This is a genomic window from Catellatospora sp. NPDC049133 (genome assembly GCF_040648455.1).
GTDB lineage: Bacteria > Actinomycetota > Actinomycetes > Mycobacteriales > Micromonosporaceae > Catellatospora > Catellatospora aurea.
The window spans coordinates 85,177-104,025 of the sequence record NZ_JBEZDT010000012.1 but is presented as its reverse complement, the minus strand read 5'-3'; the positions used below and the strand labels follow the sequence as shown (position 1 = coordinate 104,025).

Below are 18,849 nucleotides of genomic sequence, written 5' to 3'. Positions count from 1 at the left end.
TCGTTTTACCCTTTCGGACCCGATTCGCGCAATACGCCGGGAAAACAGGAAGCCGGGCAGTGGTTCACGCCACAGGCCTGACGCCGTCACGGAGTCAGGTAGCCTCTCCCGCGTGACGGAGAACAAGCTGCCGCTGCGGGCCTCGCTCGCGGCATCGGTCTCGCGCACCGCCGCGGCGCTGTCGCGCGCCACCGGCCGGGGCGACGGGTCGGTCATCGGCGGACGACTAGGCATGATGATCGACCCCGACCTGCTCGCCCACCTGGCGGCCGGGCGGCGCATAGCCCTGGTCTCCGGCACCAACGGCAAGACCACCACCACGCGGTTCACCGCGGCGGCGGTCGGCGTGCTCGGCGAGGTCGCGACGAACTCGTTCGGCGCGAACATGCCCACCGGCCACACCTCCGCCCTGGCCCGCGCCGGCGCCACGCCGTACGCCGTGCTGGAGGTCGACGAGCACTACCTCGCGCAGGTGCTGCGGGCCACCACGCCGCTGGTCGTGGCGCTGCTCAACCTGTCCCGCGACCAGCTCGACCGGGCCAAGGAGGTGGCGATGATGGCGCAGTTGTGGCGCGACGCCCTCACCGACCACCCCGACGTGCACGTCGTCGCCAACGCCGACGACCCCATGGTCGTGTACGCGGCCGCCGCGCACGCCGCCGCGGGCGAGGGCCGGGTCACCTGGTTCTCCGCCGGCCAGCGCTGGCGCGAGGACGCCCACGTCTGCCCGGCCTGCGGCGCGCACATCGAGCGCGACGAGACCGACTCCGACGCCTGGCGCTGCGCCAACGGCGACCTGGCCCGCCCCACCCCGCAGTGGACCGTCGACGACTCCGGCGTGATCGACCCCGACGGCGTACGCCACGAGGTCAAGCTGCAGCTCCCCGGCAAGGTCAACGTCGGCAACGCGGCCACCGCGCTGGCCGTGGCGCACCGGTTCGGGGTCTCCCCCGCCGACGCCGCGCCCAAGCTCGGCGAGGTCGCCAGCGTGGCCGGCCGCTACGCCCAGGTCGACCGCGACGGGCGCAACATCCGCCTGCTGCTGGCCAAGAACCCGGCCAGCTGGCTGGAGGCCTTCGACATGGCCGAGCAGCAGCCCACCCTGCTGTCGATCAACGCGCGGGACCCCGACGGCTTCGACACGAGCTGGCTGTTCGACGTCGACTTCGCCCCGCTGCGCGGCCGCCAGGTCCTCATCACCGGCGACCGGGCGTACGACCTCGCGGTCCGGCTGCAGGTCAACGACGTCGCCTTCACCCACGTGAAGACATTCGACGAGGCTGTCGCGGCGGTGCCGCCCGGCCGCCTCGAAGTGATCGCGAACTACACCGCGTTCCAGGACATCCGAGCGGAGTTGGATCGAGTTGTCTAGCGCACTCCAGATCGTCTGGGTCTACCCCGACCTGCTGTCCACGTACGGCGACCGCGGCAACATGCTGATCCTGGCGCACCGCGCCAAGCTGCGCGGCATCCCCGTCGACACCCTTGAGGTGCGCTCGGACCAGGCCCTGCCCTACGGCGACATCTACCTCATCGGCGGCGGCGAGGACGGCCCGCAGGCGCTGGCCGCCCAGCGCCTGGCCGCCGACCGCGGCCTGCACCGCGCCGTCGACCGCCGCGCGGTGGTCTTCGCCGTGTGCGCCGGATACCAGCTGCTCGGCCACAGCTTCTTCGCCAAGGGCGCCAAGTGCGACGGCCTCGGCCTGCTCGACCTGCACTCCGACCGCGGCCCCACCCGCGCCGTCGGCGAGCTGGCCGGCGACATCGACCCGGCGCTGGGCCTGCCCATGCTCACCGGCTTCGAGAACCACGGCGGCCGCACCCACCTGGGCCCCGGGGTCAAGCCGCTGGCCAAGGTCCGGGCCGGCATCGGCAACGACGGCGCGACCGAGGGTGCGTGGTCCGGCACCGTCATCGGCACGTACTCGCACGGCCCCGCACTGTCGCGCAACCCGGCCCTGGCCGACCTGCTGCTGCGCTGGGCCACCGGCGAGGAGAACCTCGGCGCGGCCGACGACACCTGGCACACCCGCCTGCGCAGCGAGCGCCTCGGCGCCGTGGGACTCGTGTGACGGCCTCGCCCGAGGTCACCTCCACGACCTCCGCACAGCCCGGCACCGCCCCGGCCACGCCGTCCGCACCGGCCCGACCCGGCATCGCCTCGGTGGACCCGGTTCAGGCCGGTGCGAGCCCGGAACCGACCGGGACCGGTGCCACGTCGCCGGACCAGGCCGGCGCGGACGCCGTCAGGCCAGGCCAGGCCGGCGCGGACGCCGCGCTGCCGAGCCAGGCCGGCGCGGACACCGTCAGGCCAGGCCAGGTCGGGGCGGCGACGCACTGGCCGCGGCTGGTGGCGCTCGGAGCGCTCGTCGCGGGCGCGGGCTTCGCCGCGTGGAAACTGCCGCTGGAGCAGCTGCCCACCTGGGTCGACCAGCTGGGCCCGGCCGCACCCGCGGTCGCGGTGCTGGTCTGCGCGGTGCTGCTGTGCGCGCTGGTGCCGCGTACCGCGATCTCGTTGGGTTGTGGCGCGCTGTTCGGCGCGGTCGGCGGGGCCGCCTGGTCGCTCACCGCGGCGCTGCTGGCCGCGACCGTCACCTACGCCGCAGGGCGCTGGGCGGGGCGCGACTTCGTCGCCGCGCACGCCGGTGACCGGCTGGCCCGGCTCGACCGCTGGCTGGCCCGGCGCGGCCTGCTCGCCGTGATCGTGGTGCGGCTGCAGCCGATCGCCCCGTTCGGCCTGGTCGGGTACGCGTACGGGACCAGTTCGGTGCGCTTGCGGCACTACCTGCTCGGCACCGCGCTCGGCGGCCTGCCGTCCTCGTTCAGCTACGCCACCATCGGCGCGGCCGCGATCGCGCCGCACTCGCTGAGCTGGCTGACCTTCATCCCGGCCGCCACCGGCATCCTGATCAGCGCCGCCGCCGCCCTGCACTGGCGCCACCAGTCCCGCACGACGTCCCGCCCCGCCACCGCCTGATCGCATTCCTACCAAAAGCCACGATTCAGGTCTGCTAAAGCGTGAAGATCTGTTTTTGTGGACGCTGGGTGCCCCCACAGGGGCCGTCAGCGTCCACAAAAACAGATCTTGCTCGATGGGCTTAGGCTCTGCGGGCGTGCGTGCGATGCCAAGGGACGACTCTTCCGATCTCGACTTCCTGCTCTTTCGGCAGCACGACGTGCTCAGTCGGGCGCAGGCGCTGGCCTACTTCAGCGAGAAGGCGATCCGTCATCGTCTGGCCACCGGCCGATGGCAGCGCCCACGGCGTGGCGTGCTCGTGCTGCGCGACACGCCCGGCGACGATGACCAGCGACGCTGGATCGCCGTCCTGGCCGGTCCGGCTGGCACGGTCACCGCGGGCCGCACCGCGCTCGCCCAGCTCGGCCTACGCGGCTTCCACGTCCACGCGATCCACCTGCTCATGCCGTCCGCCACCCGTGACCGGGACACGCCGCACGACGTCATCATCCACCGCACGCGACGGCTGGAAGCCTCCGAGGTGCACGACCTCGGCAGCCCGCCGTGCACGATGCCCGCGCGCTCCGTGGTGGACGCGGCGCAGTGGGCTCGCTCCGACGACGAGGCACGCGCGATCGTCGCGGCCGCCGTGCAGCAGCGGCTGGTCGACGCCGCCGACCTGCGTGCCGTGCTCGCCAGGCTGAGTTCGGTGCGACGGCGGCCCGTGATCATGCTCGCTGTGAACGATGCGGCTGGCGGAGCCGGCTCGCTGGCGGAGGCCCAGTTCCTGGCTGTGTGCCGGCGTGGCGGACTGCCCCGGCCGCGGCTACAGGTGAGCCGCCGCGACGGTGACGGCAGGCAGCGCTACCTGGACGCGCTGTTCGAGCAATACGGTGTCCACGCCGAGATCGACGGCGCGCAGCATCTCGACGTGCGGGCGTACTGGGCGGACATGCGGCGGCAGAACGCGGTGTGGGTGCGCGGCGAGCGGGTGCTGCGCTTCCCCGCCTGGGCGGTTCGCAACCAGCCGGACGAGGTACTCGAAACGGTGCGCGCCGCTCTGCGCGCTGCCGGCTGGCCCGGCTGATGATCTGTTTTTGTGGACGCTGATGGCCCCTGGAGGGGCACCCAGCGTCCACAAAAACAGATCATGCGCCTCGACCGCCAGGGGCCTACAGAACATGTCAGGCATAACAGACGGCAGGTGGTCGCGCGCCACCGGCCACGCGGAGCAGGGGCTTGCGGCAGCGGCCGTCGTCCGGCTCGGTGCCCGACGGCCGGTCGCGCGACTGACGCAGAGGAGAACCGCAGCCACAGGTCAGCCGCGCTAGCACGTTAAGAAGGGCACCTTCTATAACGCGGAGCGTTAAGAAGGTGCCCTTCTTTCGGACAAAACCGTCAGGCGACGATGCTGACCAGGCGGCCCGGGATGACGATGACCTTCTTCGGGTCCTTGCCGGCCAGCGAGTCGGTGACCGCGGCCAGGGCGGCGGCGCGGACCTCGTCCTCGGCCGCGTCCGCGGCCACCTCGACCCGTCCCCGCACCTTGCCGTTGACCTGGACCGGGTACGTGACCAGGTCGGCGGTCAGCAGCGCCGGGTCGGCGACCGGGAAGTCGGCGAACGTCAGCGAACCGCCGTGGCCCAGCTTCGACCACAGCTCCTCGGCGATGTGCGGGGCGACCGGGGCCAGCATCAGCACCAGCGGCTCGGCGATCTCACGCGGCGTCGCGCCGGCCTTGGTCACCGCGTTGGTCAGCTCGATCAGCTTCGCGATCGCGGTGTTGAAGCGCAGCGCGGCCATGTCCTCGCGGACTCCGGCGATGGTGCGGTGCAGCAGCCGGCGCAGGTCGTCCGAGGCCGGGGTGTCGACGACGGTGACCGCGCCGGTCGTCTCGTCGATCACGGTGCGCCAGACCCGCTGCAGGAAGCGGTACGACCCGACGACCGCGCGGGTGTCCCAGGGCCGGGACACCTCCAGCGGGCCCATGGACATCTCGTAGACGCGGAAGGTGTCGGCGCCGTACCGCTCGACCATCTCGTCGGGCGTGACGACGTTCTTCAGCGACTTGCCCATCTTGCCGTACTCGCGGTCGACCTTCTCGCCGTTCCAGGTGAAGACGGTCGGCTGCTCCTCGGCGACCTCCTCGGCCGGGACGTACGCGCCCCGGTCGTCCTTGTAGGCGTACGCCTGGATGTAGCCCTGGTTGAACAGGCGGTGGTACGGCTCGAAGCTGGACACGTGGCCCAGGTCGAACAGCACCTTGTGCCAGAACCGGGCGTACAGCAGGTGCAGCACGGCGTGCTCGACGCCGCCGACGTACAGGTCGACGCCGCCGGAGTCGCCGGCCGACTGCGGGCCGACCCAGTAGGCCTCGTTGGCCGGGTCGACGAAGGTCGAGGAGTTGGTCGGGTCCAGGTAGCGCAGCTGGTACCAGCAGGAGCCGGCCCACTGGGGCATGGTGTTGGTCTCGCGGATGTAGGTCTTGGGGCCGTCGCCCAGGTCCAGCTCGACCTCGACCCACTCCTTGTTGCGCGACAGCGGCGTCTCCGGCGAGGAGGTCGCGTCGTCGGGCTCGAAGGTCTTCGGCGAGAAGTCGGCTACCTCGGGCAGCTCCAGCGGCAGCATCGACTCGGGCAGCGCGATGGCCTGGCCGTCGGTGCCGTACACGATGGGGAACGGCTCGCCCCAGTAGCGCTGGCGGCTGAACAGCCAGTCGCGCAGCCGGTAGGTGGTCGCGCCCTGGCCGTGACCCTCGGCCTCCAGCCAGGCGATGATCTTCTCCTTGGCCTCGGCGATGCCCAGGCCGTCCAGCATGCCGGAGTTGATCGCCGGGCCCTCGCCGGTGAACGCCTTGCCGTCGAAGCCCTCGGTCGGCTGCACGGTGCGGATGATGGGCAGCTCGAAGACCTCGGCGAAGTCCCAGTCGCGCTCGTCCTGGCCGGGCACCGCCATGATCGCGCCGGTGCCGTAGCCGGCCAGCACGTAGTCGGCGATGAACACCGGCACGCGCGCGCCGTTGACGGGGTTGATCGCGTACGCCCCGGTGAAGACGCCGGTCTTGACCTTGGCGTCGGCCTGACGCTCGACGTCGGTCTTCGCCGCGGCCTGGGCGCGGTAGGCGGCGACCGCCGCGGCCGGGGTGTCGTGCCCGCCGGTCCAGACCTCGTGGGTGCCCTCGGGCCAGGCCGCGGGCACGATGCCGTCGACCAGCTCGTGCTCGGGCGCGACGACCATGTAGGTCGCGCCGTAGACGGTGTCCGGGCGAGTGGTGAACACGCGGACAACCTCGGCGCTGCCCTCGACGGCGAACGCGATGTGCGCGCCGGTGGAGCGGCCGATCCAGTTCCGCTGCATCGCCTTGATCGGCTCGGGCCAGTCCAGGGTGTCCAGGTCGTCGATCAGGCGGTCGCCGTACGCGGTGATGCGCATCATCCACTGCTTCAGGTTGCGCTTGAAGACCGGGAAGTTGCCGCGCTCGCTGCGCCCGTCGGAGGTGACCTCCTCGTTGGCCAGCACCGTGCCCAGGCCGGGGCACCAGTTCACCGGGGCCTCGGAGACGTAGGCCAGGCGGTGCTCGTTGATGATCGCGCGGCGCTCCGTTGCGGACTTCGACGCCCAGGTCGGGTCCTCGGCGGCGAACTTCTCGATCAGCTCGCCGATCGGCCGGGCGACACCCCGCTCGGCGTCGTACCAGGAGTTGAAGACCTGCAGGAAGATCCACTGGGTCCAGCGGTAGAACTCGACGTCGGTGGTGGCCACCGAGCGCCGGTCGTCGTGGCCCAGGCCCAGCATGCGCAGCTGGGCGCGGTAGCGCTCGACGTTGCGCTCGGTGGTGATGCGCGGGTGGGTGCCGGTCTGCACCGCGTACTGCTCGGCGGGCAGGCCGAACGAGTCGAAGCCCATCGTGTGCAGCACGTTGAAGCCCGCCATGCGCTGGAAGCGGGCGAACACGTCGGTGCCGATGAAGCCCAGCGGGTGGCCCACGTGCAGGCCCGCGCCGGACGGGTACGGGAACATGTCCAGCACGAACTGCTTGGGCGCGCCCGAGCGCGGGTGGGACGGGTCGGCCAGCGGGCCGGCCGGGTTGGGCGCGTGGAAGGTGCCGTGCTCCTGCCAGTAGTCCTGCCAGTGCGCCTCGATGGCGTTCGCGGACGCGGCGGTGTAGCGGTACGGGGGGATGTCGGCCGGGGTCTCGGCGTGCTCGCTCATGTCCAGGTCCTCACGAGTCAGATCAAGATCAAAGTCATCGGGCGGTACGGACGCCTCAGCGCGTCGCGGTGTATCGGCTCCCGTGCCCGCGAACGGGCACAAAAAAGCCCCTCACGCAGGAGGGGTCGCCGTGCTCACGCGCGCTCTGTCGCGTCAGCACGGCTCTCTAAGGAGCGCCAGGGCCCAAGCCATGCCCGCATGATACCCCCGAGCACGTAATCGCTGCATCTCGCATGCCACGCACACCGGCTGATCCCGGCGCGTCGCACCGCGAGCGGATCCCGCCATTGCCGCAAGCGCCGCACCTACGGAACACTGCGGACAAGGCTCGCACTCCGCTGCGAGCCGCCCGACACGCCGCGCCTGCCGTCCGGCCAGGTGGTTGCTCGGCGAAGCAACCTCCCCGACGGAGGTCGGCGTCCTGTCGGGGCGCAGGTGATCAGAATGGTGGGAGGCCAGGGTGAGCGCAGGAAGCGCCCGTCCCACGGGGGCCGTGCCCCGCAGTTGCGAACTACAGGAGGACATGTGACCACGCAACGCAGTGGGGGCGAACTCACCGACCCCATGACGGTCGACGAGTTCCGTGCCACGACCAACGCCATCGTGGCCAACATCGAGCAGGTCATCGAGGGCAAGACCGCCACCGTGCGGCTGGCCCTGGCGGTGCTGCTGGCCGAGGGCCACCTGCTCATCGAGGACGTCCCCGGCGTGGGCAAGACGAAGCTGGCCAAGGCCCTCGCGCGGTCCATCGACTGCTCCGTGCGCCGCATCCAGTTCACCCCCGACCTGCTGCCCAGCGACGTCACCGGCGTCAGCGTCTACAACCAGGAGACCCGCGACTTCGAGTTCAAGCCCGGCGCGGTCTTCGCCAACCTGGTGGTCGGCGACGAGATCAACCGGGCCTCGCCGAAGACCCAGTCGGCGCTGCTCGAGTGCATGGAGGAGCACCAGGTCACCGTGGACGGCGTGACGTACACCATGGAGATCCCGTTCATGGTGGTCGCGACGCAGAACCCGATCGAGATGGAGGGCACGTACCCGCTGCCCGAGGCCCAGCGCGACCGGTTCACCGCCCGCATCGCCATGGGCTACCCGGACGCCGCCGCCGAATACGCCATGCTCGACGGCTACCACTCGCACGACCCGCTGGAGGACCTGACCGCGGTCGTCGACGGCGGCACCGTGCGCCGGCTCATCGCCACGGTGCGCAGCGTGCACGTCGCCGAGGCGGTCAAGCGCTACGCCGTCGAGCTGGTCACCGCCACCCGCGAGGCCCCCGAGCTGCGCCTGGGCGCGTCGCCGCGGTCCACGCTGCAGCTGCTGCGCACGGCCAAGGCCGTCGCCGCCCTCGACGGCCGCGACTACGTCGTGCCCGACGACCTGCAGACCCTGGCCGTGCCGGTGCTCGCCCACCGCGTCATCCCCACCGCCGACGCCCAGCTGGCCCGGCGCACCACCGACGCGATCCTGTCCGAGCTGGTGCACCGCCTGCCGGTGCCGCACGACCGCGGGCGCTCCCCCTACGACACCCGCCCGGCGACGCCGCCCAACTCCTTCTACGACCGGCGGGGCTGACCCATGCGTGAGGCGCTGCGCGGGCTCACCACCCGCGGACGCTCGTTCCTCGCCGCGGGGGCGGCCGCGCTGCTGTGCGCGCTCGCCCTCGGCGAGAAGGACCTGATGCGGGTGGCGGTGCTGCTCGTGGCGCTGCCGCTGATGGCGGCGATGTACGTGGGCCGGGCGCGCTACAAGCTCGCCTGCACGCGCAGCCTCGACCCGTACCGGGTGCAGGCCGGCGGCAGCGCGCGGGTGCTGCTGCGGCTGCAGAACATGTCCCGGCTGCCCACGGGCACGCTGCTGCTGGAGGACCGGCTGCCCTACGCGCTGGGCAGCCGGCCCCGGCTGGTGCTGGAGCGCCTCGGCGCGCAGCAGGCCAGCTCCGTGGCGTACACGGTCCGCGCCGAACTGCGCGGGCGCTACGAGGTCGGCCCGCTGACGCTGCGCATGACCGACCCGTTCGGGCTGTGCGAGCTGACCCGCTCGTTCCCCAGCGCGGACAGACTCACCGTCATCCCGAACGTGTCGGCCCTGCAGCTGGTACGCCTGGCCGGGGAGTACTCCGGCACCGGCGACAGCCGGGCCCGCTCGGTCGCGGTGCACGGCGAGGACGACGCCGCCACGCGCGAGTACCGCCGCGGCGACGACCTGCGCCGGGTGCACTGGCGCTCCACCGCCCGGGTCGGCGAGCTGATGGTGCGCCGCGAGGAGCAGCCGTGGGAGAGCCGGGCCACCGTCCTGCTCGACACGCGGCTCGGCGCGCACCGGGGCGAGGGCCCCACGGCCAGCTTCGAGTGGGCGGTGTCGGCCTCGGCCAGCATCGCCGTGCACCTGCGCCAGGCCGGATACCGGCTCCGCCTGGTCACCGACACCGGCGCCGACATCGACGCCACCGAGGGCGTCGGCGACGGCATGCTGCTCGACCACCTGGCCGAGGTGAAGTCCTCGCCGCGCGGCGACGTCAGCAGCCTGGTCGAGCACACCCGGCGGCGCGCCGACGGCGGCCTGATCATCGCGGTGCTGGGCCTGCTCAGCGCCGAGGAGGCGCGCCTGCTGTCGGCCCTGCGCACCAGCGGCACCACCTGCGTGGCGTTCTTCCTGGACGCCAGCACCTGGCTCAACCTGCCCGCCCAGGCCCGCGAGGCCGCCGAACACGAGCACGCGGCGGCGGCGCTGTCGCTGATGCAGAGCGGCTGGCGGGTCGTCCGGGTCAAGCACGGCGACCAGTTGCCCACGCTGTGGCCGCAGGCCGCCCGGGGCCAGCAGGGCTTCGCGGTGCGCGCGGCGATGGCCGAGACGGTCACCATGGGAGGCGGCCGATGAACTCACGACGTCATCTGGGCCTGGTCGCGGGTGGGGCGACGATCCTCGCCTCGGCCCCGATCTCGCAGATCTTCGCGGGCTGGAGCTGGCTGTTCGAGGGCGGGCTCATGGTCGCGATGGTGACCGGGGCCGCGCTGGGCGCGCGCTCACTGCGCGGGCGGCTCTGGGCCCAGCTGCTGGCCATGCTGGCCGCGCTGCTGATCGGCCTGACCTGGCTGTTCGGCGGGGACACCGCGATTCTCGGCCTGATCCCGACGCCCGACACCTTCGCGCAGTTCGGCTCGCTGTTCGCGCTGGCCGGCGAGGAGGTCCAGAAGAGCTACGTGCCGGTGCCCGACCTGGACGGCCTGCTGTTCGTCAGCGCGCTCGGCATGGGCGCGGTGGCGATCATCGTCGACCTGTGCGCGGTGGGGCTGCGCCGCCCGGCGCTGGCCGGGCTGCCGATGCTGGCCATCTACTCGGTGCCGGTCGCGGTCTACGTGGACTCGGTGACGCCGATCCCGTTCATCATCGCCGCGATCGGCTTCCTGTGGCTACTGGTCAGCGACAACGTCGACCGGGTGCGCCGGTTCGGCCGCCGGTTCACCGGCGAGGGACGCGGCGTCGACGTCTGGGAGCCGTCGCCGCTGGCCTCGGCCGGACGGCGGCTGGCCGTGGTCGGCGTGCTGGTGGCGGTCGCCCTGCCGCTGGCCGTGCCCGCGATGAGCGCGGGCTGGCTCGGCGAGTTCGGCAGCGGCGACGGCCTCGGCCAGGCCGGCAAGGGCCCGCGCGGCAGCGGCCGGGTGGACCTGTTCGCCGAGCTGAGCGGGCGACTCAAGCAGGCCGGCGTGCAGGACATGGTGAAGGTCACCACCAACGACCCGAACCCGTTCTACATGCGCTTCGGCGTCGCCGACCAGATCAGCGGCGGCGGCTTCGCCAGCCACCAGCCCACCGGCCAGCCGGTCAGCGACAACCTGCCCGACCCGGCCGGACTCGACCTCAGCGCGGTGCGCACGCAGGCCGCCACGGCCCGCGTCGAGATCACCGAGAACTTCGCCATGCCGCTGCTGCCGGTCTACTCGGCCCCGACGTCGGTCCGCGGACTCGACGCCGCGTGGTCGTACGACCCGTCGCTGCAGATCGTCTACTCGCAGCGGTCGAACTCCGCCGAGCTGTCGTACGAGTTCGACTACGTGCGGGCCGAGTTCACCCCCGACCAGCTGCGCACCGCGCCGACGATGGCCGCGTCCGACGCCAACCAGCGCGACTACAGCCGGGTGCCGGAGGTGCCCGAGGTCCGCACCCTGGTGAACAAGCTGGTCGCGGGCAAGGCGAACAACTACGACCGGGTCCGGGCCCTCTACGACTACTTCTCCGCCAAGAACGACTTCAAGTACGACGTGGCGGCCCCGGCGGGCACCTCCGGCGCGGCCATCGTCGACTTCCTGAACAACAAGCGCGGCTTCTGCGAGCAGTACGCGGCGGCGCTGGCGTGGATGGTGCGCACCGCGGACATCCCGGCCCGGGTGGCGTTCGGCTTCACGCTGGGCGGCTCGGCGGACAACGGGGTGCGTACGCTCACCAACCGCAACCTGCACGCGTGGACCGAGGTGTACTTCTCCGGCTTCGGCTGGGTGCCGTTCGACGCGACCCCGTCGACGTACGTGGTCGGCTCGGCTCCCACCGCATGGGCGCCGGACGTGGACGCGCCGGAGGAGACCCCCGGCCAGCCGCGGCCCTCGCTCAGCCCCGGCGCGACCGACGGCTCGGCGGGACCGGGCGGGCCGACCCGCGACCCGATCGACCCCGACGGCGGGTTCGCCGGGCCGATCAACCTCGAGACCGAGCTGCCCACCTGGGTCTGGGTGGCGAGCGGCGGCGTCCTCGTACTGCTGGTGCTGCTGGTCACCCCGGCGCTGCGGCGGCTGACGCTGCGGCGGCGGCGCAGCGTGCGGGCCGCGGCGACGGCCACCGGCGACGGGTTCGCCACGGTCGGTGTCTCCCCGGCGGACCTGACCATGACCGTGGTCGGCGACACCGACGCCGCCCGGCGGCAGGCCCACGCGGCCTGGGACGAGCTCATCGACACGATGATCGACCACCGGCTCGTGGTCGACCCGGCGGAGACCCCCCGGGCCACCGTCGAACGGCTGATCAGCACCGCGCTGCCCGCGTCGCCGGCGGTGGAGCAGGCGCGCCTGCTCGGGCTGGCCGAGGAGCGGGCCCGGTACGCGCCGGTGCCGCTGTCGGCCGAGCGCCTCGCCCCGGCCGTCCGCGAGGTGCGCCGGGCCATCGCCGACGAGGCCGACCGGGGTGTGCGCCTGACGGCGCTGCTGATGCCGCCGTCGGTGCTGCTGCGCTGGCGCAACGCGACCTACACCGGGTTCACCGCGCTGTCGGCGCGGACGGCACGGCTGAGCGAGGTCCTGATGCGCGTGCTGCGCCCACTCCGGCCCCGGCGGCTACTGCGCTGACCGAGGCCGACGGTCGGCACGGCCCTCGGGCCGCTGCGCCGGACCAGCCTGATGATCGCCGTTGCTGGTCGAGATCTGCGGTGCGGCCGCAGTATCCGACCGGAAACGGCGATCATTCCCGCGGCAGCAAGCGTCCCGGAACGCGCAGAGGTGACGAGCGCCGCCCCCGTCCAGGGGCGGCGCTCGTCGTCGTCATGGGCACCGGCGCGGCCTCGCCGGTGCAGGGGTCAGCGGTCGAAGTCCCCGCGCTCGCGCCAGCGGTTCTCCAGGCGGTCGATGATGCCGCCGCGGCCGCCCCGTCCGCCGCCGCGGGTGCGGCGGGTCGCGGTGCCACCGACGGAGCGCAGCTCAGCGGTCTGGCTGCGCTTGTGCGCCAGCATCCAGAACGCCGCCGCGCCCAGCATCAGCACGAAACCGACGACGCCCAGCCACAGCTTCTCGCTGTCGGCGACGCCGTAGACCACCAGGCCCAGTCCGGCGAGGATGAGCACGGCGGAGATGATGATCCGCCGGCGGGCGTGGAACTTGGGGTCGCTGTGGCGGACTGCCGAAGCGAACTTCGGGTCTTCGGACAGCGACCGTTCGATCTGCTCGAACAGCCTCTGCTCGTGCTCGGATAGCGGCACGGCTCTCCTCCCCGGTCCGCCAGGTCGGCGTTCCCCTCTCCAGGGTGCGACAGAGCGCCGATTCCCCAGATGAAGATCGCCAAACCGTGAATACGTGTTGCAGCCGGACGACTGCTACCCGTCAGTCTACGAGGGCGGTGGCGGGTCGGAAAGCGGGACGACCATGCCCGGAGCGGGATTTTGCGGCCGCGGGGCCGCCGCACCCGCAGAACGCCGGGTCGTACCGAGAAGACTGGCCGGACGGACGGCCCCGCGACCGAACCGGGCGATGACGGCATCACTGGCCACCTCGGCCTCCCGCCAGCCGTCCTCCTCCTCACCGAGTGCCAGCTGCCGCACCGCGCCCTCGGCTGCCAGCAGCCCCTCCAGGCGCACGCCCACCAGCCGGATGCGCTGCTGGGCACGCACCGCCTCGAACAGCTCCCAGGCGGTGGCGAGGATGTCGTGCGCCACGTCGGTCGGGCCGGGCAGCGTGCGGGACCGGGAGATGGTCCGGAAATCGGCGAACCGCACCTTGATCGACACGGTGCGCCCGGCCTGCCCGGCGGCACGGGCCCGGCCGGCCACCTTCTGCGCCAGCGCCAGCAGCGCCTTGCGCAGCGCCTCCGGCTCGCCCAGGTCGGTGTCGAAGGTCACCTCGGCGCCGATCGACTTCTCCTGGTGCTCGGTGTTCACCTGGCGCGGGTCCCGGCCCCAGGCCAGCTCGTGCAGGTGCGCGGCCAGCGACTGCCCCACCGCGGCACGCAGCAGGCTCGGCGTGGCGTCGGCGACGTCGGCGACGGTGCGCAGGCCGAGCCGGTGCAGAGCCTCCTCGGTGCGCTCGCCGACGCCCCACAGCACCGACACCGGCAGCGGCCGCAGGAACTTCAGCGTCTTGTCGGCGGGGATGACGAGCATCCCGTCCGGCTTGGCCCGGGTGGAGCCGAGCTTGGCCAGGAACTTGTTCGGGGCGACCCCGATCGAGCAGGTGAGCCGCTGTTCCTCGGCCACCCGGCGGCGGATCAGCCGGGCGATCTCGGCAGGCGGCCCGAACAGGCGGCGGCTGCCGGACACGTCGAGGAACGCCTCGTCCACCGACAGCTGTTCGACCAGCGGCGTGATGTCGCGGAACAGCGCCATCACCGCCCGCGAGGCCTCGGCGTAGGCGGTCATGTCGGGCGGGATGAAGATCGCCTGCGGGCAGCGGCTGCGGGCCATCGCGGTGGGCATCGCGCTGCGTACGCCATAGGCCCGTGCCTCGTAGCTGGCCGAGGAGACCACCCCGCGCCCGCCGGTGCCGCCGACCACCACCGGCAGCCCGCGCAGCTCGGGACGGCGGCGCACCTCGACGGCCGCGAAGAAGGCGTCCATGTCGATGTGCAGGAACGGGCAGCCCGAATCGTCGCCGTCAGGCCCGAACCCCTTCGGCGCCCCACCCCCGGAAGCACGTCCCACAATCGTTGACGCTACCGCCCGGGTGAGACATCGCCGCCCAGCCCCGGCCGGGTGGCCCGGCTGGCGGGGTGCCTGCAGTCTCGGGGAAACTGCGCGAAACCCGCCGCCGATTCGTGCACTTTCCCGGAAACTGCGGGCCGACCGCCGGCAACGGCGGCTGGGGCGGGGCCCGGGGGGATGGGTCAGGGGCGGTGGACGAGCAGGGGGATGCGCATTTCGGGTTCGGTGAGGGAGCCGTGCATGGCCACCAGGCGGGCGACCGAGGGCGGGTCGGTGGCGGTGGCCAGGATCGCCCAGTCGTCGCGGCAGACCGCGACCACGTCGCCGAGGCGGGCCGCGTGGCGCTGCGCCATCGGGCCGTACCAGCCGGTGGCGATCGCCTCGTCGCGGGTGCCGAGCCAGGCGACGTGCCCGGCCCGCTCCCGCCAGGCGGCGAGCACGTCCGCGGTCGCGCCGGGCGCGGTGTGCAGGTAGCGCACGCGCGGCTCGCCGGTCACCACGCGCACCCCGGCCGACAGCGCCGGATCGGCGTGCACGTCGACGCGGCGGTCCGCGGGCACGTCGAGCTGGCCGTGGTCGGCGGTGACCAGCAGTGCGGCGTCCTCGGGCAGGCCGTCGACCAGCCGGGCCAGCAGGGCGTCCACCTCGGCGGCGGCCGCGGCCCACTCGGGCGAGGTAAGGCCGTGCTCGTGGCCCGCCTTGTCCAGGCGCGGGTGGTAGCCGTACACCAGGGCGCGCGCCGGGGCCTCCTTGAGCGCCGTGAGCATGCCGGTGGCCAGTTCGTCGGCGTCGACCGCGGGCACGTAACGCGCGCCCGCGCTGGTGGCCGCGGTCAGGCCGCTGGCCGCGAACTCCGGGCGGTTCACCACCGTGGTGTCGATCCCGGCGGCGGCCGCGGCGGCGTACAGCGGCGGCACCGGCACCCACTGCCGCGGCGGCGGATCGTCGGACCAGACGGTGTGGTTGAGCACCCGGTCGGTGCCCGGCACGATGGTGTTGAACGCCAGCACGCCGTGCGCGCCGGGCAGCGCCCCGGTGGCGAGGCCGACCAGGCTGGTCGGGGTCGTCGACGGGAAGCCGCAGGTGGTCGACAGCGCCAGGCCGAGTTCGCCGCGCAGGGTCGCGGCGATGACCGGGGCGACGGGGGCCATCGCGGGCAGCTGGTGATGGCCCATGCCGTCGACGAGCAGCACCGCGATGCGGCGTACCCCGTCGAGCCGGGCGGCCAGGCCCAGCCGGTCGGCGACGCCGGGCACCCCCAGCGCGGCCAGCGCCCCGGGCAGCACGTCGGCGAGCGTGCCCTCGTCGTATCTCGGCGCCACGAACACGGAAGCCTCCCGGCAGGTCAGTCGTCGGACGAGCCGCGGCGGCGGGCCAGCAGGTGCAGCTGGGTGGCCACGTCCCGGTACGGCGGCACGGCGGACGCGGCCAGCTCGAACGCCAGCAGCGACTCCGGGTCGGCGTCGGCGACGACGCCCGGCACCAGGTCGGCGACCACGCGCACCCCGTGCGCCTGCTCGACGTGCAGTCCTGCCTCGGCCAGCAGCGCCTCCGCGCCGAGCAGGTCGAAGCGCCGCCGCACCGTGTCCCGCGCCGCGGCCCGGGCCTGCGTGTCTCCGCTGGTGGCTCGTCCCGAAGGCCCGCCTGGACGGCCGGCCTCCGGGGACTCCCCACCAGCGTCCAGCAGGGCAGTAGCGGCCTGCCACTGCCCGGCGATCGCGCGGGACAGCACGGCGGCGGCCCGGTTGGCCACCAGGACGCTGGCCGCGCCGCCGGGCCGCAGGGCGTCGTGCAGCGCCTGCGCGACCGCGTCGGGGTCGTCGACGTACTCGAACACGGCGTGGCACAGCACCAGGTCGGCGGCGGCGGGCGGGACGAGGTCGCCGAGCGAGTCGGCGTCACCCTGCAGCGCGCGTACCCGATCGGCGACGCCCGCGTCGGTGGCGCGGCGCAGCAGCGACGCGAGCGCGTCGGGGCTGGGGTCGACGACGGTCACGGTGTGCCCGGACTCGGCCAGCGGCACGGCGAAGCCGCCGGTGCCCCCGCCGACGTCCACGACGCTGAGTGGGCGGCCGTCGTGTCCGGCCAGCTCGTCGCGCAGCACCGACCAGATCACGGCGGTACGAGGTCCGGCAATGCGGGCTGTCGTCACAGTTCGCTCCACGTCGCGAGCCTAGCGGCCGCCGGTGGGCGGCCGTCGGGGCACGCCGTCCCGGCGGGCGTCAGCTGTCTCCCCGCAAGCCGCCGCCGAGCGGGCCCCGTTCGATCACGAGTTTCGCGCCGAAGCGCTCCATGAGCTGGGCGGTCTCTTCATCGTTGAGGTCGGCGCGCAGCTGCACCGCGCACGCTCCCCCGTCGATGCTCAGCGAGAACTTCAGCGTGGCCGCGGTGGGCAGGAACCTGCGCTCGCCCAGCTCGACGACCACCTGCTCCAGCTCGACCCGCGAGTGCGGGCAGGTCACCAGCCGGTATGGCTTGCCCTTCAGGTACTTCTCCACGCCTTGGACGACCTCGGGCAGCTTGTTGCCCTCGTGCACCCCGAGCACGACGGTGCCCTTCGGATCGGCTCCGGCCCCGACGAACGTCTCCCAGTGCCCGCGGATGTACTCGTCGAGGGTCGCCGGCGCACCGGCCACCACCACCCGGACCACGCTGCCGCGGGGCACGGTGCTGCCGCCGGGCGGATCGGTCACCGCCACGACGCCCCGTTCCAGCAGCAGCCCTGGCTCGTACGTGACCAGTGGCACCAGCCCCGCCTTGCCGAACTCCTTGTCGAGCCGCCCGATGGCACTGTCGATCACCTGCGGCACCCGGGTCGTGACGACGACCGCGTCGGCCGAGGGCTCCGGCACGTCCGCGGGCGGCAGGTTGCGCGCGGCACACCCGCTGACCGCGGCGGCGGCCGCACCGGCGAGCAGGAGCGCGGCGATCCGCGCCGGCAGGCTGCGCTGTCCGCTCATGTTGAGCCTTTCATCGGTGGCGGGTGGCCGACCTCAGGAGATGAGGATGGTGGCGTTGAGGTGGGACTCGATGTTGGTGAGCTGCTCCGCGACGACGCCCCGGCACTGGCTGGTGCAGCCGATGATCATTCCGAGGGCGACGGCGTTGCTGGTGCCGGATCTGATGTAGACCGGGCCGCCGGAGTCGCCGGTGCGCACGATGACGTCGCCGCCGCGACCGCCCTCCATGAGGCCGTAGGTGCAGCCCTCGGCGTCGCAGATGGAGGTGGTCAGGCTGAACACGGTGATGCCGCAGGTGGCCTTGGTGGCCATGCCGCTGAGGCAGACCACGTCACCGATCACCGGATCGCGCTTGGCGGTGATGTTGCGCTGGGTCGGGCAGCACGGGTCGGTGTGGATGACGTTGTCGTAGGTCTCGGCGGACGATCCCACGAAGATCATGTCGTACGTGGGGTAGTCGCTCTCCCGCGAGGCGGTGCCCCAGTACTGGGTCGATGAGTAGATCTTGTTGCCGTTGGCGAAGCAGTGCCCGGCGCTGATGCCGCCGGTGTACACCGCGGTGTCCCCGGTGACCGACCTGCGCCTGGCGACGAACGCGGTGGTGCAGGTGTTCGTCGGGCCGGAGTTGACCCGCACGCCCGCGCCGCCGAAGTGCGCCTCGCCGTCGTTGAGTCGGCCGGTGCGGGTCGCGGATTCGAGGGTGACCTCGGCGACCTCGCCCAGCGCGGCCCGCAGCGCCTGCGCGGCGGCGGGGAAGCGCGGGTCGAAGCTGACCTGGTAGCGGGAGTCCTCGGCACGCAGCCGGTAGCTGAACGTCGCGTGGGCCGCGTCGGGGTGCCAGGCGCGGGCGGCGAGCAGTTCGTCGGCGGCGGCCAGGCGCTCGGCCGGGAAGCAGCCGACCTTGACGGCCGACTTGACCTCGGGTGCGCCGTCCGCGGCCAGGGACGCCGCGGCGAGGCCGCTGCCGAGGGAGCCGGCCCGGGTGCGCTGCTCCGGGGTCACCACGACGGTCACCGTCCGCGTGTTGTGGTCGATCGCGGTGCCGATGTAGCCGCGCCGCACCTGGTCGGCGATGCGCTCCTTGCCGTCGCCGAGGCCGAGGGCCGCCCGCGCGGCCTGCTGGACGGCCTGGTTGGCCCGGCGGCCCGATTCGCTGTCGAGCCACTGCCCGTAGGCGGGTGCCCGGTCCGCGGTCAGCCCCGCGCCGAGCCCGGTGGCCGGGGCGGCCACCTGGCAGTCCGGGGTGAGCACCGGAGCCGCCTGAGCGGGCAGGGAGGCGACCACTGTGGCCAGCAAAAGGCCGCAACTCGCCACGATCGACGACG

At 73.1% G+C, this 18,849-nt stretch carries 14 protein-coding genes; 7 read left to right on the top strand and 7 right to left on the bottom strand.

Annotated elements, in window-relative coordinates:
• Nucleotides 1-127: 127 nt before the first annotated feature.
• From AB0B35_RS16045 to AB0B35_RS16030, 4 genes are all read left to right on the top strand, one after another.
• Nucleotides 128-1,372: a MurT ligase domain-containing protein gene (locus tag AB0B35_RS16045; protein WP_361045863.1), complete on the top strand. Its 1,245-nt coding sequence runs from the start codon at nt 128-130 to the stop codon at nt 1,370-1,372.
• Nucleotides 1,359-2,072, top strand: coding sequence for a glutamine amidotransferase (locus AB0B35_RS16040; protein ID WP_360539828.1), 714 nt, complete (start codon nt 1,359-1,361; stop codon nt 2,070-2,072). Before AB0B35_RS16045 ends, AB0B35_RS16040 begins: the two co-directional genes overlap by 14 nt.
• Nucleotides 2,069-2,977: a VTT domain-containing protein gene (locus AB0B35_RS16035; RefSeq protein WP_361045670.1), complete on the top strand. Its 909-nt coding sequence runs from the start codon at nt 2,069-2,071 to the stop codon at nt 2,975-2,977. Before AB0B35_RS16040 ends, AB0B35_RS16035 begins: the two co-directional genes overlap by 4 nt.
• A 145-nt stretch (nt 2,978-3,122) precedes the next feature.
• A complete protein-coding gene (locus AB0B35_RS16030) occupies nt 3,123-4,043 on the top strand; it encodes a DUF559 domain-containing protein (protein ID WP_361045861.1) in 921 nt (306 codons plus the stop codon).
• 311 nt (nt 4,044-4,354) lie between these two features.
• On the opposite strand, the gene leuS is transcribed toward AB0B35_RS16030, so the two are convergent.
• Nucleotides 4,355-7,168 carry a leucine--tRNA ligase gene (gene leuS, locus AB0B35_RS16025; protein WP_361045667.1) on the bottom strand — a complete coding sequence of 938 codons (2,814 nt, stop codon included), beginning with the start codon at nt 7,166-7,168 and terminating at the stop codon, nt 4,355-4,357.
• Between the two features lie 564 nt (nt 7,169-7,732).
• Here leuS and AB0B35_RS16020 point away from each other — a divergent pair.
• Genes AB0B35_RS16020 through AB0B35_RS16010 form a run of 3 tightly spaced genes read left to right on the top strand, consistent with a single transcriptional unit; the run spans nt 7,733 to nt 12,504 of the window.
• Nucleotides 7,733-8,743 (top strand): MoxR family ATPase, encoded by a 1,011-nt coding sequence (locus AB0B35_RS16020; RefSeq protein ID WP_360539830.1) that lies wholly within the window; start codon nt 7,733-7,735, stop codon nt 8,741-8,743.
• Between the two features lie 3 nt (nt 8,744-8,746).
• Nucleotides 8,747-10,048 (top strand): DUF58 domain-containing protein, encoded by a 1,302-nt coding sequence (locus AB0B35_RS16015; RefSeq protein WP_361045665.1) that lies wholly within the window; start codon nt 8,747-8,749, stop codon nt 10,046-10,048.
• The gene (locus AB0B35_RS16010) at nt 10,045-12,504 is read left to right on the top strand and encodes a DUF3488 and transglutaminase-like domain-containing protein (protein ID WP_361045663.1); all 2,460 of its coding nucleotides are present in this window, start codon (nt 10,045-10,047) and stop codon (nt 12,502-12,504) included. Before AB0B35_RS16015 ends, AB0B35_RS16010 begins: the two co-directional genes overlap by 4 nt.
• A gap of 227 nt (nt 12,505-12,731) precedes the next feature.
• Here the strand turns inward: AB0B35_RS16010 and AB0B35_RS16005 are convergent, their stop codons facing one another.
• The 6 genes from AB0B35_RS16005 to AB0B35_RS15980 form a co-directional block, all read right to left on the bottom strand.
• A complete protein-coding gene (locus AB0B35_RS16005; protein ID WP_361045661.1) occupies nt 12,732-13,130 on the bottom strand; it encodes a DUF3040 domain-containing protein in 399 nt (132 codons plus the stop codon).
• Nucleotides 13,131-13,256: 126 nt separating this feature from the next.
• On the bottom strand, nt 13,257-14,564 hold the full coding sequence (locus tag AB0B35_RS16000) for a DNA polymerase IV (protein WP_361045659.1): 1,308 nt from the start codon (nt 14,562-14,564) through the stop codon (nt 13,257-13,259).
• Nucleotides 14,565-14,746: 182 nt separating this feature from the next.
• Nucleotides 14,747-15,892: a nucleotide pyrophosphatase/phosphodiesterase family protein gene (locus tag AB0B35_RS15995; RefSeq protein WP_361045657.1), complete on the bottom strand. Its 1,146-nt coding sequence runs from the start codon at nt 15,890-15,892 to the stop codon at nt 14,747-14,749.
• A 17-nt stretch (nt 15,893-15,909) separates the two neighbouring features.
• Nucleotides 15,910-16,728, bottom strand: a complete 819-nt coding sequence (locus AB0B35_RS15990) for a methyltransferase domain-containing protein (RefSeq protein ID WP_361045655.1) — start codon at nt 16,726-16,728, stop codon at nt 15,910-15,912.
• Between the two features lie 58 nt (nt 16,729-16,786).
• Nucleotides 16,787-17,524 (bottom strand): PASTA domain-containing protein, encoded by a 738-nt coding sequence (locus tag AB0B35_RS15985; protein ID WP_361045652.1) that lies wholly within the window; start codon nt 17,522-17,524, stop codon nt 16,787-16,789.
• Nucleotides 17,525-17,557: 33 nt separating this feature from the next.
• Nucleotides 17,558-18,808 (bottom strand): hypothetical protein, encoded by a 1,251-nt coding sequence (locus tag AB0B35_RS15980; protein ID WP_361045649.1) that lies wholly within the window; start codon nt 18,806-18,808, stop codon nt 17,558-17,560.
• Between the last annotated feature and the right edge of the window lie 41 nt (nt 18,809-18,849).